Annotated in this window: 14 protein-coding genes; 8 read left to right on the top strand and 6 right to left on the bottom strand. The window is 71.8% G+C overall.

Annotated features, from left to right (window positions below; all coding sequences use genetic code 11):
* Positions 1-30 precede the first annotated feature (30 nt).
* A complete protein-coding gene (locus KS423_RS03590; protein WP_224274706.1) occupies positions 31-2,631 on the bottom strand; it encodes an FHA domain-containing protein in 2,601 nt (866 codons plus the stop codon).
* Positions 2,632-2,853: 222 nt separating this feature from the next.
* Here KS423_RS03590 and serB point away from each other — a divergent pair, with 222 nt between their 5' ends.
* Positions 2,854-4,110 (top strand): phosphoserine phosphatase SerB, encoded by a 1,257-nt coding sequence (serB, locus tag KS423_RS03585; protein ID WP_224274704.1) that lies wholly within the window; start codon positions 2,854-2,856, stop codon positions 4,108-4,110.
* A gap of 111 nt (positions 4,111-4,221) precedes the next feature.
* Here the strand turns inward: serB and KS423_RS03580 are convergent, their stop codons facing one another.
* From KS423_RS03580 to KS423_RS03575, 3 genes are all read right to left on the bottom strand, one after another.
* Positions 4,222-4,749, bottom strand: a complete 528-nt coding sequence (locus tag KS423_RS03580; protein WP_224274702.1) for a histidine phosphatase family protein — start codon at positions 4,747-4,749, stop codon at positions 4,222-4,224.
* A gap of 122 nt (positions 4,750-4,871) precedes the next feature.
* Positions 4,872-4,994, bottom strand: a complete 123-nt coding sequence (locus KS423_RS47165) for an SGM_5486 family transporter-associated protein (RefSeq protein ID WP_263454436.1) — start codon at positions 4,992-4,994, stop codon at positions 4,872-4,874.
* A gap of 135 nt (positions 4,995-5,129) precedes the next feature.
* Positions 5,130-6,428, bottom strand: a complete 1,299-nt coding sequence (locus KS423_RS03575) for a CynX/NimT family MFS transporter (RefSeq protein ID WP_374119896.1) — start codon at positions 6,426-6,428, stop codon at positions 5,130-5,132.
* 114 nt (positions 6,429-6,542) lie between these two features.
* On the opposite strand from KS423_RS03575, the gene KS423_RS03570 reads away from it, so the two are divergent.
* Positions 6,543-7,217 carry a FadR/GntR family transcriptional regulator gene (locus KS423_RS03570; RefSeq protein WP_224274699.1) on the top strand — a complete coding sequence of 225 codons (675 nt, stop codon included), beginning with the start codon at positions 6,543-6,545 and terminating at the stop codon, positions 7,215-7,217.
* Positions 7,218-7,407: 190 nt separating this feature from the next.
* Here the strand turns inward: KS423_RS03570 and fabI are convergent, their stop codons facing one another.
* On the bottom strand, positions 7,408-8,175 hold the full coding sequence (gene fabI, locus KS423_RS03565) for an enoyl-ACP reductase FabI (protein ID WP_224274697.1): 768 nt from the start codon (positions 8,173-8,175) through the stop codon (positions 7,408-7,410).
* A gap of 2 nt (positions 8,176-8,177) precedes the next feature.
* Positions 8,178-8,897, bottom strand: coding sequence for a 3-oxoacyl-[acyl-carrier-protein] reductase (fabG, locus tag KS423_RS03560; protein WP_224274695.1), 720 nt, complete (start codon positions 8,895-8,897; stop codon positions 8,178-8,180).
* A gap of 312 nt (positions 8,898-9,209) precedes the next feature.
* On the opposite strand from fabG, the gene KS423_RS03555 reads away from it, so the two are divergent.
* The 6 genes from KS423_RS03555 (at position 9,210) to KS423_RS03530 (ending at position 15,153) form a co-directional block, all read left to right on the top strand.
* Positions 9,210-10,355 carry an MBL fold metallo-hydrolase gene (locus KS423_RS03555; protein WP_224274693.1) on the top strand — a complete coding sequence of 382 codons (1,146 nt, stop codon included), beginning with the start codon at positions 9,210-9,212 and terminating at the stop codon, positions 10,353-10,355.
* A 192-nt stretch (positions 10,356-10,547) separates the two neighbouring features.
* Positions 10,548-12,101: a TldD/PmbA family protein gene (locus KS423_RS03550; RefSeq protein WP_224274744.1), complete on the top strand. Its 1,554-nt coding sequence runs from the start codon at positions 10,548-10,550 to the stop codon at positions 12,099-12,101.
* Positions 12,101-13,498, top strand: coding sequence for a metallopeptidase TldD-related protein (locus KS423_RS03545; protein ID WP_224274691.1), 1,398 nt, complete (start codon positions 12,101-12,103; stop codon positions 13,496-13,498). The genes KS423_RS03550 and KS423_RS03545 overlap by 1 nt, the downstream gene beginning before the upstream one ends.
* A gap of 31 nt (positions 13,499-13,529) precedes the next feature.
* Positions 13,530-14,078, top strand: a complete 549-nt coding sequence (locus KS423_RS03540; protein ID WP_224274737.1) for an RNA 2'-phosphotransferase — start codon at positions 13,530-13,532, stop codon at positions 14,076-14,078.
* A gap of 187 nt (positions 14,079-14,265) precedes the next feature.
* The gene (locus KS423_RS03535) at positions 14,266-14,649 is read left to right on the top strand and encodes a DUF3099 domain-containing protein (RefSeq protein ID WP_224274690.1); all 384 of its coding nucleotides are present in this window, start codon (positions 14,266-14,268) and stop codon (positions 14,647-14,649) included.
* Between the two features lie 264 nt (positions 14,650-14,913).
* Positions 14,914-15,153, top strand: coding sequence for a hypothetical protein (locus KS423_RS03530; protein ID WP_224274688.1), 240 nt, complete (start codon positions 14,914-14,916; stop codon positions 15,151-15,153).
* The last annotated feature ends 12 nt before the right edge of the window (positions 15,154-15,165 follow it).

The following is a 15,165-nucleotide window of genomic DNA, read 5'->3' as shown; positions in this document are numbered from 1 at the left end:
CCGCCCCTCGGCCTGCTGTCGGAGAAGGGGTCAGCCCTTCTGCATGACCTCGGGCTCGTGCCGGCGCTGGAGCCGGGTCACGAGGACGCCGATGACGATCGAGATGGCGATCAGCACGCCCGCGTCGATCGCCCACTGGGCGACGCTGTGCTTCCAGAGCGGGTCGTAGTTGGGGTTCTGGAAGTCCTTGTTCCAGGGGCCCATGAGCGTGGACAGGTCGAGCGTGGTGGACACGATGCCGGTGCCCCAACGGGCCGGCATCAGCCAGGCGATCTGCTCCAGACCGGGCTTGCTGAAGATCTGGAAGAGGCAGCCGGTGAAGACGACCTGGACGATGGCGAACATGACCAGCAGCGGCATGGTCTTCTCGGCGGTCTTCACCAGCGCGGAGATCATCAGACCGAACATCATCGCAGCGAAGCTGAGCAGGATCATGCCGATGGTCATCTCGATGATCGGCAGGTTCCTGACGATCAGGCCGTGCTCGGGGAGCTTGCGCGGCAGGAAGCCGACGGCGGAGATGATCGCGCCCTGGATCACGCTGAAGATACCCAGCACAATGATCTTGGACATCATGTACGCCGAGCGAGACAGGCCGGTGGCCCGTTCCCGTTCGTAGATCGCCCGTTCCTTGATCAACTCACGGACCGAGTTGGCCGCACCGGAGAAGCAGGCGCCGATCGCCAGGATCAGCATGATCGTCGCGGCCCCGCTGTTGAGGTGGAGCTGCGTCTTCGGGTTGGGTGCGAGCCCCGGTTCATTGGGGATCAGCACGCTGACCGCGCCGATGACCGCAGGCAGCAGCACCGACAGTGCCAGGAAGCCCCGGTCCGAGGCGAGCACCGACATGTAGCGGCGCATCAGGGTCCACAGCTGCGAGCCCCAGCTCTGCGGCTTCGGCGGCTTGACGGCCTCCTGCGCGACCTGGACGTGCTGCACCTCGCCCGCCTCCACGGTGGGTGCGGAGTACTGCTGGTAGTGCACCGAGCCCCGGTAGCGACCGGCCCAGTCGTGGTCCGGGTAGTTCTCGAAGGCCTGGAAGACGTCCGCCCAGGTCTCGTACCCGAAGAAGTGCAGTGCCTCGTCCGGCGGGCCGAAGTAGGCCACCGAACCGCCCGGCGCCATCACGAGCAGCCGGTCGCACAGTGCGAGTTCGGCCACCGAGTGGGTGACGACCAGGATGGTGCGGCCGTCGTCGGCGAGGCCTCGCAGCATCTGCATGACCTCACGGTCCATGCCCGGGTCGAGGCCCGAGGTGGGCTCGTCCAGGAAGATCAGCGAGGGCTTGGTGAGCAACTCCAGGGCGACCGAGACACGCTTCTGCTGGCCGCCGGAGAGCGCGGTGATCTTGTTGTCGGCACGCTTGTCCAGGCGCAGCTCGTACAGCACCTCGTCGATCCGGGCCTCGCGCTCGCGCGCCTCGGTGTCGCCGGGGAAGCGCAGTCGGGCCGCGTACTTGAGGCCCTTTCGGACGGTGAGCTCGCGGTGCAGGATCTCGGACTGCGGCACCAGGCCGATGCGCGAGCGGAGCTCGGCGAACTGCTTGTAGAGGTTGCGGCCGTCGTACAGGACCTCGCCGCGGTCGGCCGGGCGGTACCCGGTGAGGGCGCGCAGCAGCGTGGACTTGCCGGAGCCGGACGGGCCGATGACCGCGACCAGGGACTTCTCCGGGACGCCGAAGCTGACGTCGTTGAGCAGGATCTTCTTGCCGCCCTTGTGTTCGACCTCGACGGTCAGGTGGCGGGCGGAGAAGGAGACCGCGCCGGTGTCGACGAACTCCTGGAGCTGGTCGCCGACCAGGACGAAGCCGGAGTGGCCGACGGTCAGCCGGTCCTGCGGGCCCATCAGCTGACGCTGTACCCGCTGACCGTTGAGGAAGATGCCGTTGTGGCTGCCGAGGTCGACGATCTCGTAGCGGCCGTCCGGGAGCTGACGCAGCTCGGCGTGGTGGCGGGAGACCTGGAGGTCGGACACCACGATGTCGTTGTCGAGCGCACGACCGATCCGGACGGTGCGCATCGCCGACGTCAGGTTGCGGATGATGGTCGGCTGCGGCCCGTCGCCACCCTGCTGCGGCGGGCCCTGGAAGCCCTGCTGCTGCGGGAAGCCACCGTGCTGGGGCTGCGGCTGCGGGGCCGGCTGGGCCTGCGGCGGCGCGTACTGCTGCTGCGGGAACGGCGGCTGGGCCTGCGGCTGACCCGGCCAGGCCTGCTGCGGCTGCTGGTACGGCTCGTGCTGCGGCCAGCCCTGCTGCGGAGCGGGCTGCTGGGGCGTGGGCACCGGACCACGGCTGGTGGTGGCCTCGTGCATCGGGGCGGTCTGCGGAGCAGCGGCGTGCGCGGGTGCGGAGAAGCCGAGCCGGGGGCCGTTCTCCGGGTTGCCCAGGTTGACCACGGCACCGGGGAACAGCTGGGCCTGCATGGTGCGGGCGCCGGCCACGTACGTTCCGTTGGTGCTGCCGTGGTCGTCCAGTTGCCAACCGCTGCCGTTGAAGCTGATGGTCCCGTGCTGCCAGGACACCCTGGCGTCGTCGAACGGGAAGTCGGACTGCGGGTTGCGCCCGATGGTGTAGGACCGCCCCGGCTCCAGAGTCCGCTGCTGTCCGTTGATCTCAATGACGAGTTGCGGCACTGCGCGCCTGCCCCGCTCTCTCGGTTCCCCCGAATTGTTGCCCCCGGCCAGGGGTGCGATGTTCCTGTGATTGACGGGGGGAATCATTCCAGCCCGCCGACCGCCGATGAAAGTCGGCCCGGGTGACTGTGACCAGGCTGCTACCGAGCCGGACCCGTGGCGTCCCGCGAGGTGGGACGGGTGCCCCCGGGCCGTCGAGCGCCCGGTAGCGTGGGAGGCACCATGAACGCATCGCCCCTGGCCGCTGAGCCCCTCCCCGCCGCCCAGCACCGGACCGCGGACGAGCGCACCCTGCTCGTCAAGGTGTTCGGCAAGGACCGCCCCGGCATCACCGCCGGCCTCTTCGCGACACTGGCCGGCTTCGGCGTCGACGTCATCGACATCGAGCAGGTCGTCACCCGTGGCCGCATCACGCTGTGCGCCCTGGTCACCCAGCCCCCCACACCCGGCGCCGAGGGCGGGCTGCGGGCCACCGTCCACCGCTGGGCCGACGAGCAGAAGCTCCAGGCCGAGATCCTCTCCGGCATCGGTGACAACCGGCCGCGCCGTGAGGGCCGCTCGCACGTCACGGTGCTCGGCAACCCGCTGACGGCCGCCGCCGTCTCCGCGCTCACCTCCCGGATCACCGCCTCGGGCGGCAACATCGACCGTGTCTTCAGGCTCGCCAAGTACCCGGTGACGGCGGTCGAGCTGGCCGTCTCCGGTGTCGCCACCGACGAGCTGCGGGCCGCGCTGGCCCAGGAGGCGGCCACCCAGCGGGTGGACGTCGCGGTGGTCGCGGCCGGGCTGGAGCGCCGGGCCAAGCGCCTGGTGGTCATGGACGTCGACTCCACGCTCATCCAGGACGAGGTGATCGAGCTGTTCGCCGCCCACGCGGGCTGCGAGGAGAAGGTCGCCGAGGTGACGGCGGCGGCGATGCGCGGCGAGCTGGACTTCGCCGAGTCGCTGCGGGCCCGGGTGGCGCTGCTGGCCGGGCTGGACGCCTCGGTGACGGAGAAGGTCCGCGCCGAGGTCCGCTTCACGCCGGGCGCGCGCACCCTGATCCGCACCCTCCAGCGCCTCGGCTACCAGGTCGCGGTGGTGTCCGGCGGCTTCACCCAGGTCACCGACCACCTGGTGGAGCAGCTGGGGCTGGACTTCGCGGCCGCGAACACCCTGGAGGTGGTGGACGGCAGGTTCACCGGCCGGGTGGTCGGCGAGATCGTGGACCGGGCGGGCAAGGCACGCTGGCTGGCCCGCTTCGCCGAGCAGGCGAAGGTGCCGCTGGAGCAGACGGTGGCGATCGGCGACGGCGCCAACGACCTGGACATGCTGAACGCGGCCGGCCTCGGGGTGGCGTTCAACGCCAAGCCGGTGGTGCGCGAGGCCGCCGACACCGCGGTGAACGTGCCGTTCCTGGACACCGTGCTGTACCTGCTGGGCATCACCCGCGAGGAGGTCGAGGCGGCCGACGCGCTGCACGGCACCCCGACCGAGTAAGGGCCGGCCCGGCCACGGCCGATGGAGTGAGGCCCGCTCGAAGAGGGCCTTCGGACGTACACGAGGGGCGCGCGGATCAAGTCCGCGCGCCCCTCACGTACGTTCCCGGGATCAGTCCTGCGGCGTGTAGTACGAGACCAGCTGGGCCACGCCCGGCTCGACGCCCTTCCAGGAGCCGCTGAAGCTGAGCACGGCGATCGCCGCCGTCGGGAAGCCCCCGAGCCGAAGCCGCTCCAGCGCGTCCCGGTCGCCCGCGTCCCCGGCCAACACCTGGGTCAGACCCAGCACACCCGGGTTGTGGCCGACCAGAACCAGGTCCGAGAACTCCTCCGGAGTCTCCTGGAGCACGGCGATGATCTCACCGGGGCTGGCCTCGTAGACCCGGTCCTCGTACACCGTCTTGCGGGCCCGCTTGGGCAGCTCGTGCGCCGCCAGCTTCCAGGTCTCGCGGGTGCGCAGCGCGGTGGAGCAGAGCACGTAGTCGGGGTTGATGCCGGAGTCGACCAGCCAGCGGCCGGCGTCCGGAGCCTGGTGTCGGCCCCGGTCGGCCAGCGGCCGCTCGTGGTCGTCCACACCGTTCGGCCAGTCGGCCTTGGCATGGCGGAGAACGATGATCCTGCGGGGCGTGTCGGCGCTCATACCCAGCAAGCTTGGCAGAAAAGCGGCCCGGCGGCGCGATGCTCCCGGATGCCACCACTCCGAGGGACGAGGAGTCTCACCAAGCCCCGTTCACCAGGGCATCAGGTGGCGTACGGAATCCCTCAGCCCATCGTGGCCGCGACGGTGGCGATGATCGCCACCAGCACCACGATGGCACCGAAGGCGAGGGCGATGCGGCCGAGCTGCTTGCGGCCGTCGGTGGGATCAGGATCGAGAACGGGCATGTCCGGAATTCTCCCATCCCGAACGCGCCCGCCGTCCGCTGGCCCCACCGCCTTGGCCAGGCCTTGACCTTCCCCGTCGGTCCTCGCCCTTCACCGCCGCGTGCGGTCCCCGGCGTCACACACCCCCGTCGGACGTCACGCCCTGGTCTGCTCCCCCGGGTGCACCGCCTCGTCCTCGATGTACCGCGCCAGCGCCGCGCGCAGGCCGAACAGCATCTGCGGCACCAGCAGCAGGGCCAGGAAGCCCAGCGGCCAGTACCACTGGCCGGTGACGTCGTAGATCCGGCCGATCAGGATCAGGCCGGGAACGGAGATCAGGTAGCCGATCCCCTGCGCGAAGGCGGACAGCTGTGCGACGCCGCCGGCCGTCCGGGCGCGCAGTCCGATCATCGTCAGCACCAGCGGGAAGGCGCAGTTGGACAGGCCCACCAGGACCGCCCAGACCCACGGCGCGCCGGCCGGGGCGAGCGCCAGCCCGGCGTAGCCGGCGATGCCGCACGAGGCCAGCACGACCACGAACGGCCGCTGGTCACCGCGGCGGGCGGCGAGGTTGGGCAGGACATAGGAGACCGGCACGCCGATCACCATGGTGACCGCGAGCAGCACCCCGGAGGTGCCCTTGTCGATGCCGGCGTCCTGGAAGATCTTCGGCAGCCAGCCCATCACCATGTACGCACCGCTGGCCTGGAGGCCGAAGAAGCCGGCCAGCGCCCAGGCCGTACGGCTGCGGGTGATCGGCAGCTTGGCCGGGACGGCGTTGCCGCCCGCCCGCTCGCCGCGCTCGCGCTTGGCGATCAGCACCGGCAGCCAGAGCAGCAGCGCGAGCGCGGCGAGCGCTGCCCAGACGCCCAGGCCGTAGCGCCAGTCGCCGCCGAACGCGCTGGTCAGCGGCACGGTGACGGCCGCGGCCAGCGCGGTGCCGGCGGACAGCGCCATGGAGTACAGGCCGATCATCGGACCGACCTTCTCCGGGAAGTAGCGCTTGATCACGACCGGGAGCAGCACGTTGGAGACCGCGACGCCGGCCAGCGCGAGCGCGGTCAGCAGCAGGAAGACCGCGGTGCCACCCGCGAAGGAGCGGGCCAGCACGCCCGCGGCGATCGCGCCCATGCCAGCCGTGATCACCGCGATGGGGCCGATCCGGCGGGCCGCGGCCGGCGCGGCGAAGCCGAACAGCGCGAAGCACAGCGACGGGACGGCGGTGAGCAGCCCGGCGAGGGTCGGGTTCATTCCCAGGTCGGCGCGGACCTGGTCGAGCAGCGGCCCGAGGCTGGTGACCACGGGGCGCAGGTTGAAGGCTGCGGCGGCGATCGCGACGGCGAACAGCCAGCCCAGGTACTTGGCGGAGCCTGAGGCGGCGGGCCGCTCGGCCGGCGGCCGCCGGGTGTCGGTCGGGGTGGAAGCGGTGGTGTCTGCTGCGGGCATGAGCGACATCATAGAATGATGGGATGAATTGATGCACCTTGTACTTGGCATGATGTGCCGACCGTTCATCCACCGGCCACCTCCCACCAGGCCCCACCCGAGCCGTAGTCGCAAGGAGTCCCCGTGGCGCTGTCCTCGCCGAGGCGCACCCCGCTGTCCGACCAGGTGATCGCACAGCTGCGTGCCCAGATCACTTCCGGGGAGTGGCCGGTCGGCTCGCGCATCCCCACCGAGGCCGCCCTGGTCGAACAGCTCGGCGTCGCCCGCAACACCGTCCGCGAGGCCGTCCGCGCCCTCGCCCACAACGGCCTGCTCGACATCAGGCAGGGCTCCGGCACGTACGTGCTGGCCACCAGCGAGCTGGCCGGAGTGATGCACCGCCGCTTCGCCGACGCCGAGCAGGCCCAGATCGCCGAGCTGCGGGCGGCGCTGGAGACCTCGGCGGCGGGCCTCGCCGCCCAGCGCCGCACCGCGCGCGACCTGGAGCTGCTGGACGGCGCGCTGGCCCGCCGGGAGGCCGCCTGGCACTCCGGCGAGGCCGAGGACTTCATCCAGGCCGACGCTGCCTTCCACCAGGCCGTGGTGGCCGCCGCCCACAACGACGTCCTGCTCGCCGTGTACGCCGACCTCGGTGAGGTCACCCGCGAGCACCTGCGGCACGACGTCGGCCCCGAGCTGATCGCCGAGCGCTACATCGGCCACCACGGCATCCTGGAGGCCATCCGGGCCGGCGACGCCCAGCGTGCCTCGGTCGAGGCGGGCCGCGCCATCGGCGTCTGCGCCACCGCTGAGGTCTGACCGCCCGCGCGCCGACACCAGGCCCGCCCTCAAGCCCGACGCGCCCGGCCCCGATCCCGACCCCAACCCCGGCCGGGGATCCCGGCCGGGAGCCCAGGCCCGCCCTGGATCCCCGGCCGAGACGAGAACGAAACGCCGCTGCCCGGCACCCCCACGAGGGAGGGCCGGGCAGCGGCGTACGGGCGGAGCGTCAGGCGCCGATGGCGTGCAGACCGCCGTCGACGTGGATGATCTCGCCGGTGGTCTTCGGGAACCAGTCCGACAGCAGCGCGACGATGCCGCGGCCGGCCGGCTCCGGGTCGCTCAGGTCCCACTTCAGCGGGGAGCGGTGGTTCCAGGTGTCGGCCAGCTCGCCGAAGCCCGGGATGGACTTGGCGGCCATCGAGCCGATCGGACCGGCCGAGATCAGGTTGCAGCGGATGTCCCGCTCGCCCAGGTAACGCGCCAGGTAGCGGTTGGTCGACTCCAGGGCGGCCTTGGCCGGGCCCATCCAGTCGTACTGCGGCCAGGCGAACTGGGCGTCGAAGGTCAGACCGACCACCGAACCGCCGTCCTGCATCAGCGGCAGCAGCGCCGTGGTCAGCGACTTCAGCGAGTACGCCGAGACGTGCATCGCGGTGGCCACGGACTCCCACGGGGTGTCCAGGAAGCTGCCGCCCAGAGCGTCCTGCGGAGCGAAGCCGATCGAGTGGACGATGCCGTCCAGGGTCGGCAGGTGCTCGCGGACCTGGTCGGCGATGCCGGCCAGCTGCTCCGCGTTGGAGACGTCCAGCTCCAGCACCTTGACCGGGTGCGGCAGCTTCTTGGCGATCCGCTCGGTCAGGCTCGGACGCGGGAAGGCGGTGAGGATGATCTCCGCACCCTGCTCCTGCGCGAGCTTGGCGGTGTGGAAGGCGATGGAGGACTCCATCAGCACACCGGTGATCAGGATCCGCTTGCCTTCGAGGATTCCGCTCATGATCAGTGACCCATGCCCAATCCGCCGTCGACGGGAATGACGGCTCCAGTGATGTACGCGGCCTCGTCCGAAGCGAGGAACCGCACGGTGGAGGCGACCTCGGCGGGCGCCGCGTAGCGGCCCAGCGGCACGCCCGCGACGATCTCCGCGCGGCGCTCGTCACTGAGCACGGCGGTCATGTCGGTGTCGACGAAGCCGGGGGCGACCACGTTGACGGTGATGTTGCGCGGGCCGAGCTCGCGCGCCAGCGACCGGGCGAAGCCGACCAGGCCGGCCTTGGAGGCGGCGTAGTTGGCCTGGCCCGGGGAGCCGGACAGGCCCACCACGGACGAGATCAGCACGACGCGGCCCTTCTTGGCACGCATCATCAGCTTGGAGGCGCGCTTGACCACCCGGAAGGTGCCGGTCAGGTTGGTGTCCACGACGGAGGTGAAGTCCTCCTCGGACATGCGCAGCAGCAGGGTGTCGTTGGTGATGCCCGCGTTGGCGACCAGAACCTCGACCGCACCGTGCTTCTGCTCGATCTCGGTGAAGGCGGCGTCGACCTGCGCGGAGTCCGTGATGTCGCAGCGGACCGCGAGGACGTCGTACTTGGCCAGCGCCTCCGGCACCTCGCCCGAGCGGCTGGTGACGGCCACCTTGTCGCCCGCTTCGGCGAAGGCCTGGGCGATCGCGAGGCCGATGCCCCGGTTTCCTCCGGTGACGAGAACCGAGCGGCTCAACGATCCACCTCTCTCCGTGTGTGAGCGCGTACGTCGGAATGCGTACGCACTGTGACGCTATCGGGCGGTCGGCGGCGGCGGCGCATCGGGCTCCCACAGCGCCTTCCCGGCGGATCTGTCGCAATCCGACAATCCGTGCCCGCCCGTTCCGTCCCGGCGGCGGACATCGCCCAGGCCCGGGCGCTGCCCGGATCGGGGCGACTGTACGGGAACAACACGGGCGGGCACACCCGTTGCCCCCGTGGTGCGGGCCGGCCCGGGACCTGCCGTACCGATTCCCGACCATCCCGGCGAGCGACGAAGGCAGAGCGGATGACCAAGGCACGGCCCGGGAGCACCCACCGAGGCGGACGACTGCTGGCCCTCACCGCGCTGGCGGCCGGCCTGGGCGCGACCGTCTGGTCGCTGCGCGACCTGCCTGCGGCGTTCGGGCGACGGCCGGACGGCGAGCGCGAGGAGCGGGTGCGCAACTCCCCGCAGTACCGCGACGGTGTCTTCCACAACGCGCCCTCCGCGCTCGCCCGCGCCGCCGACGCCCCCGGCTTCGACGGCGCCACCGCCCGCCGGATGCTGTTCGAGCGGGCCGGCCGCGTCCCCGCCCACCCGGTGCCGACCGTCCGCCCCGCGACCCCGCCCGGACCGGCCGCCGAGGGCGTGGAGGTCACCTGGTACGGCCACGCCTCCGCGCTGGTGGAGATCGAGGGCTTCCGGGTGCTGCTCGACCCGGTCTGGAGCGACCGCTGCTCCCCCGCCGCGCACGTCGGCCCCAAGCGGCTGCACCCGGTGCCGGTCGAGCTGGAGGAGCTGCCGCAGGTCGACGCGGTGCTGATCTCGCACGACCACTACGACCACCTGGACATGGTGACGGTCAAGCGCCTGGTGCGCAGCCAGTCCGCGCCCTTCGCGGTGCCGCTCGGCATCGGCGCCCACCTGCGCCGCTGGGGCGTCCCCGAGCACCGGATCATCGAGCTGGACTGGGACGAGACCTGCACCCTGGGCGACCTGGTGCTCACCCTCACCGCGGCGCACCACTTCTCCGGCCGCGGGCTGACCCGCAACACCACGCTGTGGGGTTCCTGGGTGATCGCCGGCCCGAGCCGCAAGGTCTTCTACACCGGCGACTCCGGCTACTTCGAGGGCTACGCCCGGATCGGCGAGCAGCACGGCCCGTTCGACGCCGCGCTGGTCCAGATCGGCGCCTACGACGCGGCCTGGGCGGACATCCACATGACCCCCGAGGACGCCGTCCTCGCGCACAAGGACCTGACCGCCGGCCTGCTGGTGCCCGTCCACTGGTGCACCTTCAACCTGGGCCTGCACCCGTGGGCCGAGCCGATCGAGCGGCTGGTGACGGCGGCCAAGAGGCAGGCCGTCCCGCTGGCCGTCCCGCGCCCCGGCGAGCGGGTCGACGTCGACAACCCGCCGGAGCTGGACGGCTGGTGGGAGACCGTCGCCTGACGGCCCGTGCCGACACCCCCGGGCAGCGGGGACCGGAAGCGGGAATCGGCGGCCGAACCGTACTGGCCGAAACCGCAGCGCACCGGTCGAAATGCACTGGCCGGAAACCCGGTGGACGGGAAATGATGCGGTGTGGGCGCCCCTGTGGCGCCGCACCGCCACCCCCGCGACCTGGGAGCCCGATTGCCTCCGATCCCTCCGGCCGATCGCTCCGGCGCCCCGCACGGGCGCGCCGTCGACCCGCTGTTCCTCGCCCTGCCGCTGCGCCCCCTCGCCGACGCCGCGCTCACCCGGGCCCGCGAGCTGGGCGTGAGCCACGCCGACTTCCGCCTGGAGCGGATCCGCGGCGCCTCCTGGCGGCTGCGCGACGCGCGTCCGGCCGGCACCTCCGACAGCGTGCAGCTCGGTTTCGCCGTCAGGGTGCTGCTGGACGGCGCCTGGGGCTTCGCCGCCGGTGTCGACCTCACCCCCGACGCGGCGGCCCGGGTCGCCGAGCAGGCCGTCGCGGTGGCCCGCCTCTCCGGCGGGATCAGCCGGGCGGCCGGTTCCACCGAGCGGGTCGAGCTGGCCGACGAGCCGGTGTACCGGGACGTCACCTGGGTCTCCGCGTACGAGATCAACCCCTTCGAGGTGCCGGACGCCGAGAAGACCGCGCTGCTCGCCGAGCGCAGCTCCCGGCTGCTGGCCGCCGAGGGCGTCTCCCACGTCCGGGCGGCCCTGCGGACCGTCCAGGAGAACAAGTTCTACGCGGACACCGCCGGCACGGTGACCACCCAGCAGCGGATCCGGGTGTACTCCGACCTGGAGGCCACCTCGGTCGACGAGCGCACCGGCGCCTTCGACTCGATGCAGACCCTGGCCCCGCCGGTCGGCCGCGGCTACGAGTACCTCACCGGCGCCGGCTGGGACTGGGACGCCGAACTCGCCGAGCTGCCCGTCCTGCTGGCCGAGAAGATGAAGGCCCCGAGCGTCGAGGCCGGCCGCTACGACCTGGTCATCGACCCGACCAACCTCTGGCTGACCATCCACGAGTCGATCGGCCACGCCACCGAGCTGGACCGCGCGCTCGGCTACGAGGCCGCCTACGCCGGCACCTCCTTCGCCACCTTCGACCGGCTCGGCTCGCTCAAGTACGGCTCCGAGCTGATGCACGTCACCGGCGACCGCACCGCCGAGCACGGCCTGTCCACCATCGGCTACGACGACGAGGGCGTGGCCACCCAGTCCTGGGACCTGGTCAAGGACGGCATCCTGGTCGGCTACCAGCTCGACCGCGGCATGGCCGGGTTGAAGGGGTTCGAGCGCTCCAACGGCTGCGCCTTCGCCGACTCCCCCGCACACGTCCCGGTGCAGCGGATGGCCAACGTCTCGCTGCAACCGGCCGCCGACGGCCCGGACACCGAGGGCCTGTTCGCCCAGGTCGAGAGCGGCCTCTACATCGTCGGCGACCGCTCCTGGTCGATCGACATGCAGAGGTACAACTTCCAGTTCACGGGGCAACGCGCCTACGCCATCAAGGACGGCGAACTCGCCGGCCAGGTCAAGGACTTCGCCTACCAGGCCACCACCACCGACTTCTGGGGCTCGATGGCGGCGGTCGGCGGCCCGCAGACCTACCGCCTCGGCGGCGCCTTCAACTGCGGCAAGGCGCAGCCCGGTCAGATCGCGGCGGTCAGCCACGGCTGCCCGTCGGCGCTGTTCCGCAACGTCAACGTGCTCAACACCCAGCAGGAGGCGGGTCACTGATGACCGCGAAGCAGCCCCACGAACTCGTCGAGCTGGCGCTCGGCCTCTCCCGCGCCGACGGCTGTGTGGTGATCGCCGACGAGGAGTCCACCGCCAACCTGCGCTGGGCCGGCAACGCGCTGACCACCAACGGCGTCACCCGCAGCCGCCGTCTCACCGTGATCGCCACCGTGGCCGGCGCCGAGGGCACCGCCTCCGGCGTGGTCTCCCGCGAAGCCGTCACCGCGGAGGAGGTGGAGGACCTGGTGCGGGCCGCCGAGGAGGCCGCCCGCGCGGCCGGACCAGCCGAGGACGCCCAGCCGCTGATCGCCGACCAGCCCTCCTCGCCGGACTTCACCGAGCCGCCCGCGGTGACGTCCATCGAGGTGTTCGACGCCTTCGGCCCGGCCCTCGGCGAGGCCTTCGCCCGCGCCGCCGCCCAGGGCGAACTGCTCTACGGCTTCGCCCGGCACGAGATGACCTCCAGCTACCTGGGCAGCTCCACCGGCCTGCGGCTGCGCCACGACCAGCCCACCGGCATGGTCGAGATCAACGCCAAGACCGCCGACCTGTCCGGCTCGGCCTGGGTGGGCGCCGCCACCCGGGACTTCGCCGACATCGACGTCGCGGCCCTGCACGCCGAGCTGACCAGGCGGCTCGGCTGGGGCGCCCGCAAGGTGGACCTGCCGGCCGGACGGTACGAGGCGCTGCTGCCGCCCTCGGCCGTCGCCGACCTGCTGATCGTCCTCAACTGGTCCTCCGGCGGCCGGGACGCCCAGGAGGGCCGGACGGTCTTCTCCAAGCCCGGCGGAGGCACCCGGCTCGGCGACAAGCTCAGCGGCCTGCCGCTGACGCTGCGCTCCGACCCGCACGAGCCCGGCCTGGAGGCCGTGCCGTTCGTGCTCGCCCACTCCACCGGCGGGGACTACTCGGTCTTCGACAACGGCCAGCCGATCGCCGCCACCGAGTGGATCCGCGAGGGCGTGCTGAACGACCTGATCACCAGCCGCCACGCGGCCGCCCTCACCGGCCTGCCGCTGCGCCCGGCGATCGACAACCTCGTGCTGGAGACGGCGGACCAGGAGTCGGCGCCGACCCTGGACGAGATGATCGCCCGCACCGAACGCGGTCTGCTGCTCACCTGCCTCTGGTACATCCGCGAGGTCGACCCGGCGACGCTGCTGCTCACCGGACTCACCCGGGACGGCGTGTACCTGGTGGAGAACGGCGAGGTCGTCGGCGAGGTCAACAACTTCCGGTTCAACGAGTCCCCGGTGGACCTGCTCAACCGGATCACCGAGGTGGGCCGCACCGAACGCTGCCTGCCCCGCGAGTGGAGCGACAACGTCACCCGCACCGCGATGCCACCCGTGCGTGTCACGGACTTCAACATGAGTTCGGTCAGCCAGGCCTCTTAGCCACTGACCAACGGGGGATACGAGAGACATGATGGACGAGAAGCGCCTGGTCAGGTCGAGCAAGATGCTGTCACGCATCCTGCGGCACGAGCCCGGGCTGGTGGGGGTCACGCTGGACGGGGCCGGCTGGGTCCGGGTCGACGAGCTGCTCGCCGCGCTCGCCGCCCGGGGCCGGCCACTCACCCGGGCCGAGCTGGACCACGTCGTGGCGACCAACAACAAGCGCCGCTTCGGCTACTCACCGGACGGTCTCTCGATCCGCGCCAACCAGGGCCACACGGTGGCGGTCGACCTCGGTCTGGCCGCCGCCGTGCCGCCGCCCGTGCTCTACCACGGCACCGCCGACCGGCACCTGGCGGCGATCTTCCGCGAGGGCCTGCGCCCGATGGCCCGCCAGGACGTCCACCTCTCGGCGGACACCGAGACGGCGACCAGGGTCGGCGCCCGGCACGGCCGTCCGGTGGTGCTGACCGTGAACGCCACGGCGATGACGGCGGCCGGCCACGAGTTCCGGCTCAGTGAGAACGGCGTCTGGCTCACCGACGCCGTGCCCCCGCAGTACCTCTCCCGGCGCTCGTAGCCCGCCGGGCCGCACCACCGCGCCGGTGCCCGCTGCCGAAGGGCCTGTCCGCTCCGCCGGTCAGGCCCTTCGCGTACCCGGCCGGGTGGCTCCGGTCCACCCGGTCTCGTCGCCGCCCGGGTCCGGGCGTACCGTGAGGATTCCGCGCGGCCAGGCGCGCGGGTGCGTGACGAGGGCGGTAGGACACATGGGCAAGAGCGCCGGCGGCGGGCAGGTCTTCCGGATCACGGGAGCGCGCAGCAGCCTCACCGAGGATGTCCGGGGGCGCCAGCGCCGCTACGTCATCTCGATGCTGGTCCGCACGGCCTGCGTGCTGCTCGCCGTGGTGCTGTGGGACGTCCAGCGGGTGCTGGCGCTGGCCGCGCTGGCGGGCGCTGTGCTGCTGCCCTACTTCGCGGTGCTGATCGCCAACGCGGGCCGGGAACGGGCCCCGGGTCTGCCGAGCACCTTCGACATTCCGCTCGACACCCCGGTGATGATCGGCCCCGGTGGGACGGGTGGGGCTGGTGCGAAAGCCGGCGCAGGAGAGGCAAAGGCCGTTCCCACCGATCCTTCACAGGACGTGGACTGACCGTCCGTTTGATACTGTTTCGCCCTCGTTCGGCTCAGCGAAAGCTCAAAAGAAGCTCAGATTAATCATGCAAGACCTCCCCATCCGAGGGTCTCGGCGTGACATACTGCGTACGCGCTCCGCATCCCCCGTCGGAGCGACGGACCGACGCCGGGCGGCTCCCCCCGTGGCTGCCCGGCGTCGTCATGCCCGGATCCGGACGGTCCGAGCGGGCGTGACAGACTGGCGGTGCAGACGTACCCGCCAATCGTTGAGGACGGCCCGATGGACACCTCGCAGACGCCGATCTGCTCCGCCAAGGGCTGCCGGGCGGACGCCGGCTGGGTGCTGGTATGGAACAACCCCAAGTTGCACACTCCGGACCGCCGCAAGACCTGGCTCGCCTGTGACGAGCACCGCGAGCACCTGTCCCAGTTCCTCGGGGTCCGCGGCTTCCTCAAGGAGATCATCGCCTTCACCGACTGGACCCCCGAGGCCGCCGAGGGCTCCGGCAAGCCGTCCTAGCCGCCGATCGGC

The organism is Streptomyces sp. LS1784 (assembly GCF_020103755.1).
Taxonomy (GTDB): Bacteria; Actinomycetota; Actinomycetes; order Streptomycetales; family Streptomycetaceae; genus Kitasatospora.
The sequence above is the reverse complement of the archived record's forward strand: the minus strand, read 5'-3'. Positions and strand labels throughout refer to the sequence as shown.

Excerpts from the sequence above, each read along its gene's own strand:
- serB (WP_224274704.1), top strand. The coding sequence starts at position 2,854 with ATGAACGCATCGCCCCTGGCCGCTGAGCCCCTCCCCGCCGCCCAGCAC.
- KS423_RS03580 (WP_224274702.1), bottom strand. The coding sequence starts at position 4,749 with ATGAGCGCCGACACGCCCCGCAGGATCATCGTTCTCCGCCATGCCAAG.
- KS423_RS47165 (WP_263454436.1), bottom strand. The coding sequence starts at position 4,994 with ATGCCCGTTCTCGATCCTGATCCCACCGACGGCCGCAAGCAGCTCGGC.
- KS423_RS03575 (WP_374119896.1), bottom strand. The coding sequence starts at position 6,428 with ATGTCGCTCATGCCCGCAGCAGACACCACCGCTTCCACCCCGACCGAC.
- fabI (WP_224274697.1), bottom strand. The coding sequence starts at position 8,175 with ATGAGCGGAATCCTCGAAGGCAAGCGGATCCTGATCACCGGTGTGCTG.
- KS423_RS03555 (WP_224274693.1), top strand. The coding sequence starts at position 9,210 with ATGACCAAGGCACGGCCCGGGAGCACCCACCGAGGCGGACGACTGCTG.
- KS423_RS03545 (WP_224274691.1), top strand. The coding sequence starts at position 12,101 with ATGACCGCGAAGCAGCCCCACGAACTCGTCGAGCTGGCGCTCGGCCTC.
- KS423_RS03540 (WP_224274737.1), top strand. The coding sequence starts at position 13,530 with ATGGACGAGAAGCGCCTGGTCAGGTCGAGCAAGATGCTGTCACGCATC.
- KS423_RS03535 (WP_224274690.1), top strand. The coding sequence starts at position 14,266 with ATGGGCAAGAGCGCCGGCGGCGGGCAGGTCTTCCGGATCACGGGAGCG.
- KS423_RS03530 (WP_224274688.1), top strand. The coding sequence starts at position 14,914 with ATGGACACCTCGCAGACGCCGATCTGCTCCGCCAAGGGCTGCCGGGCG.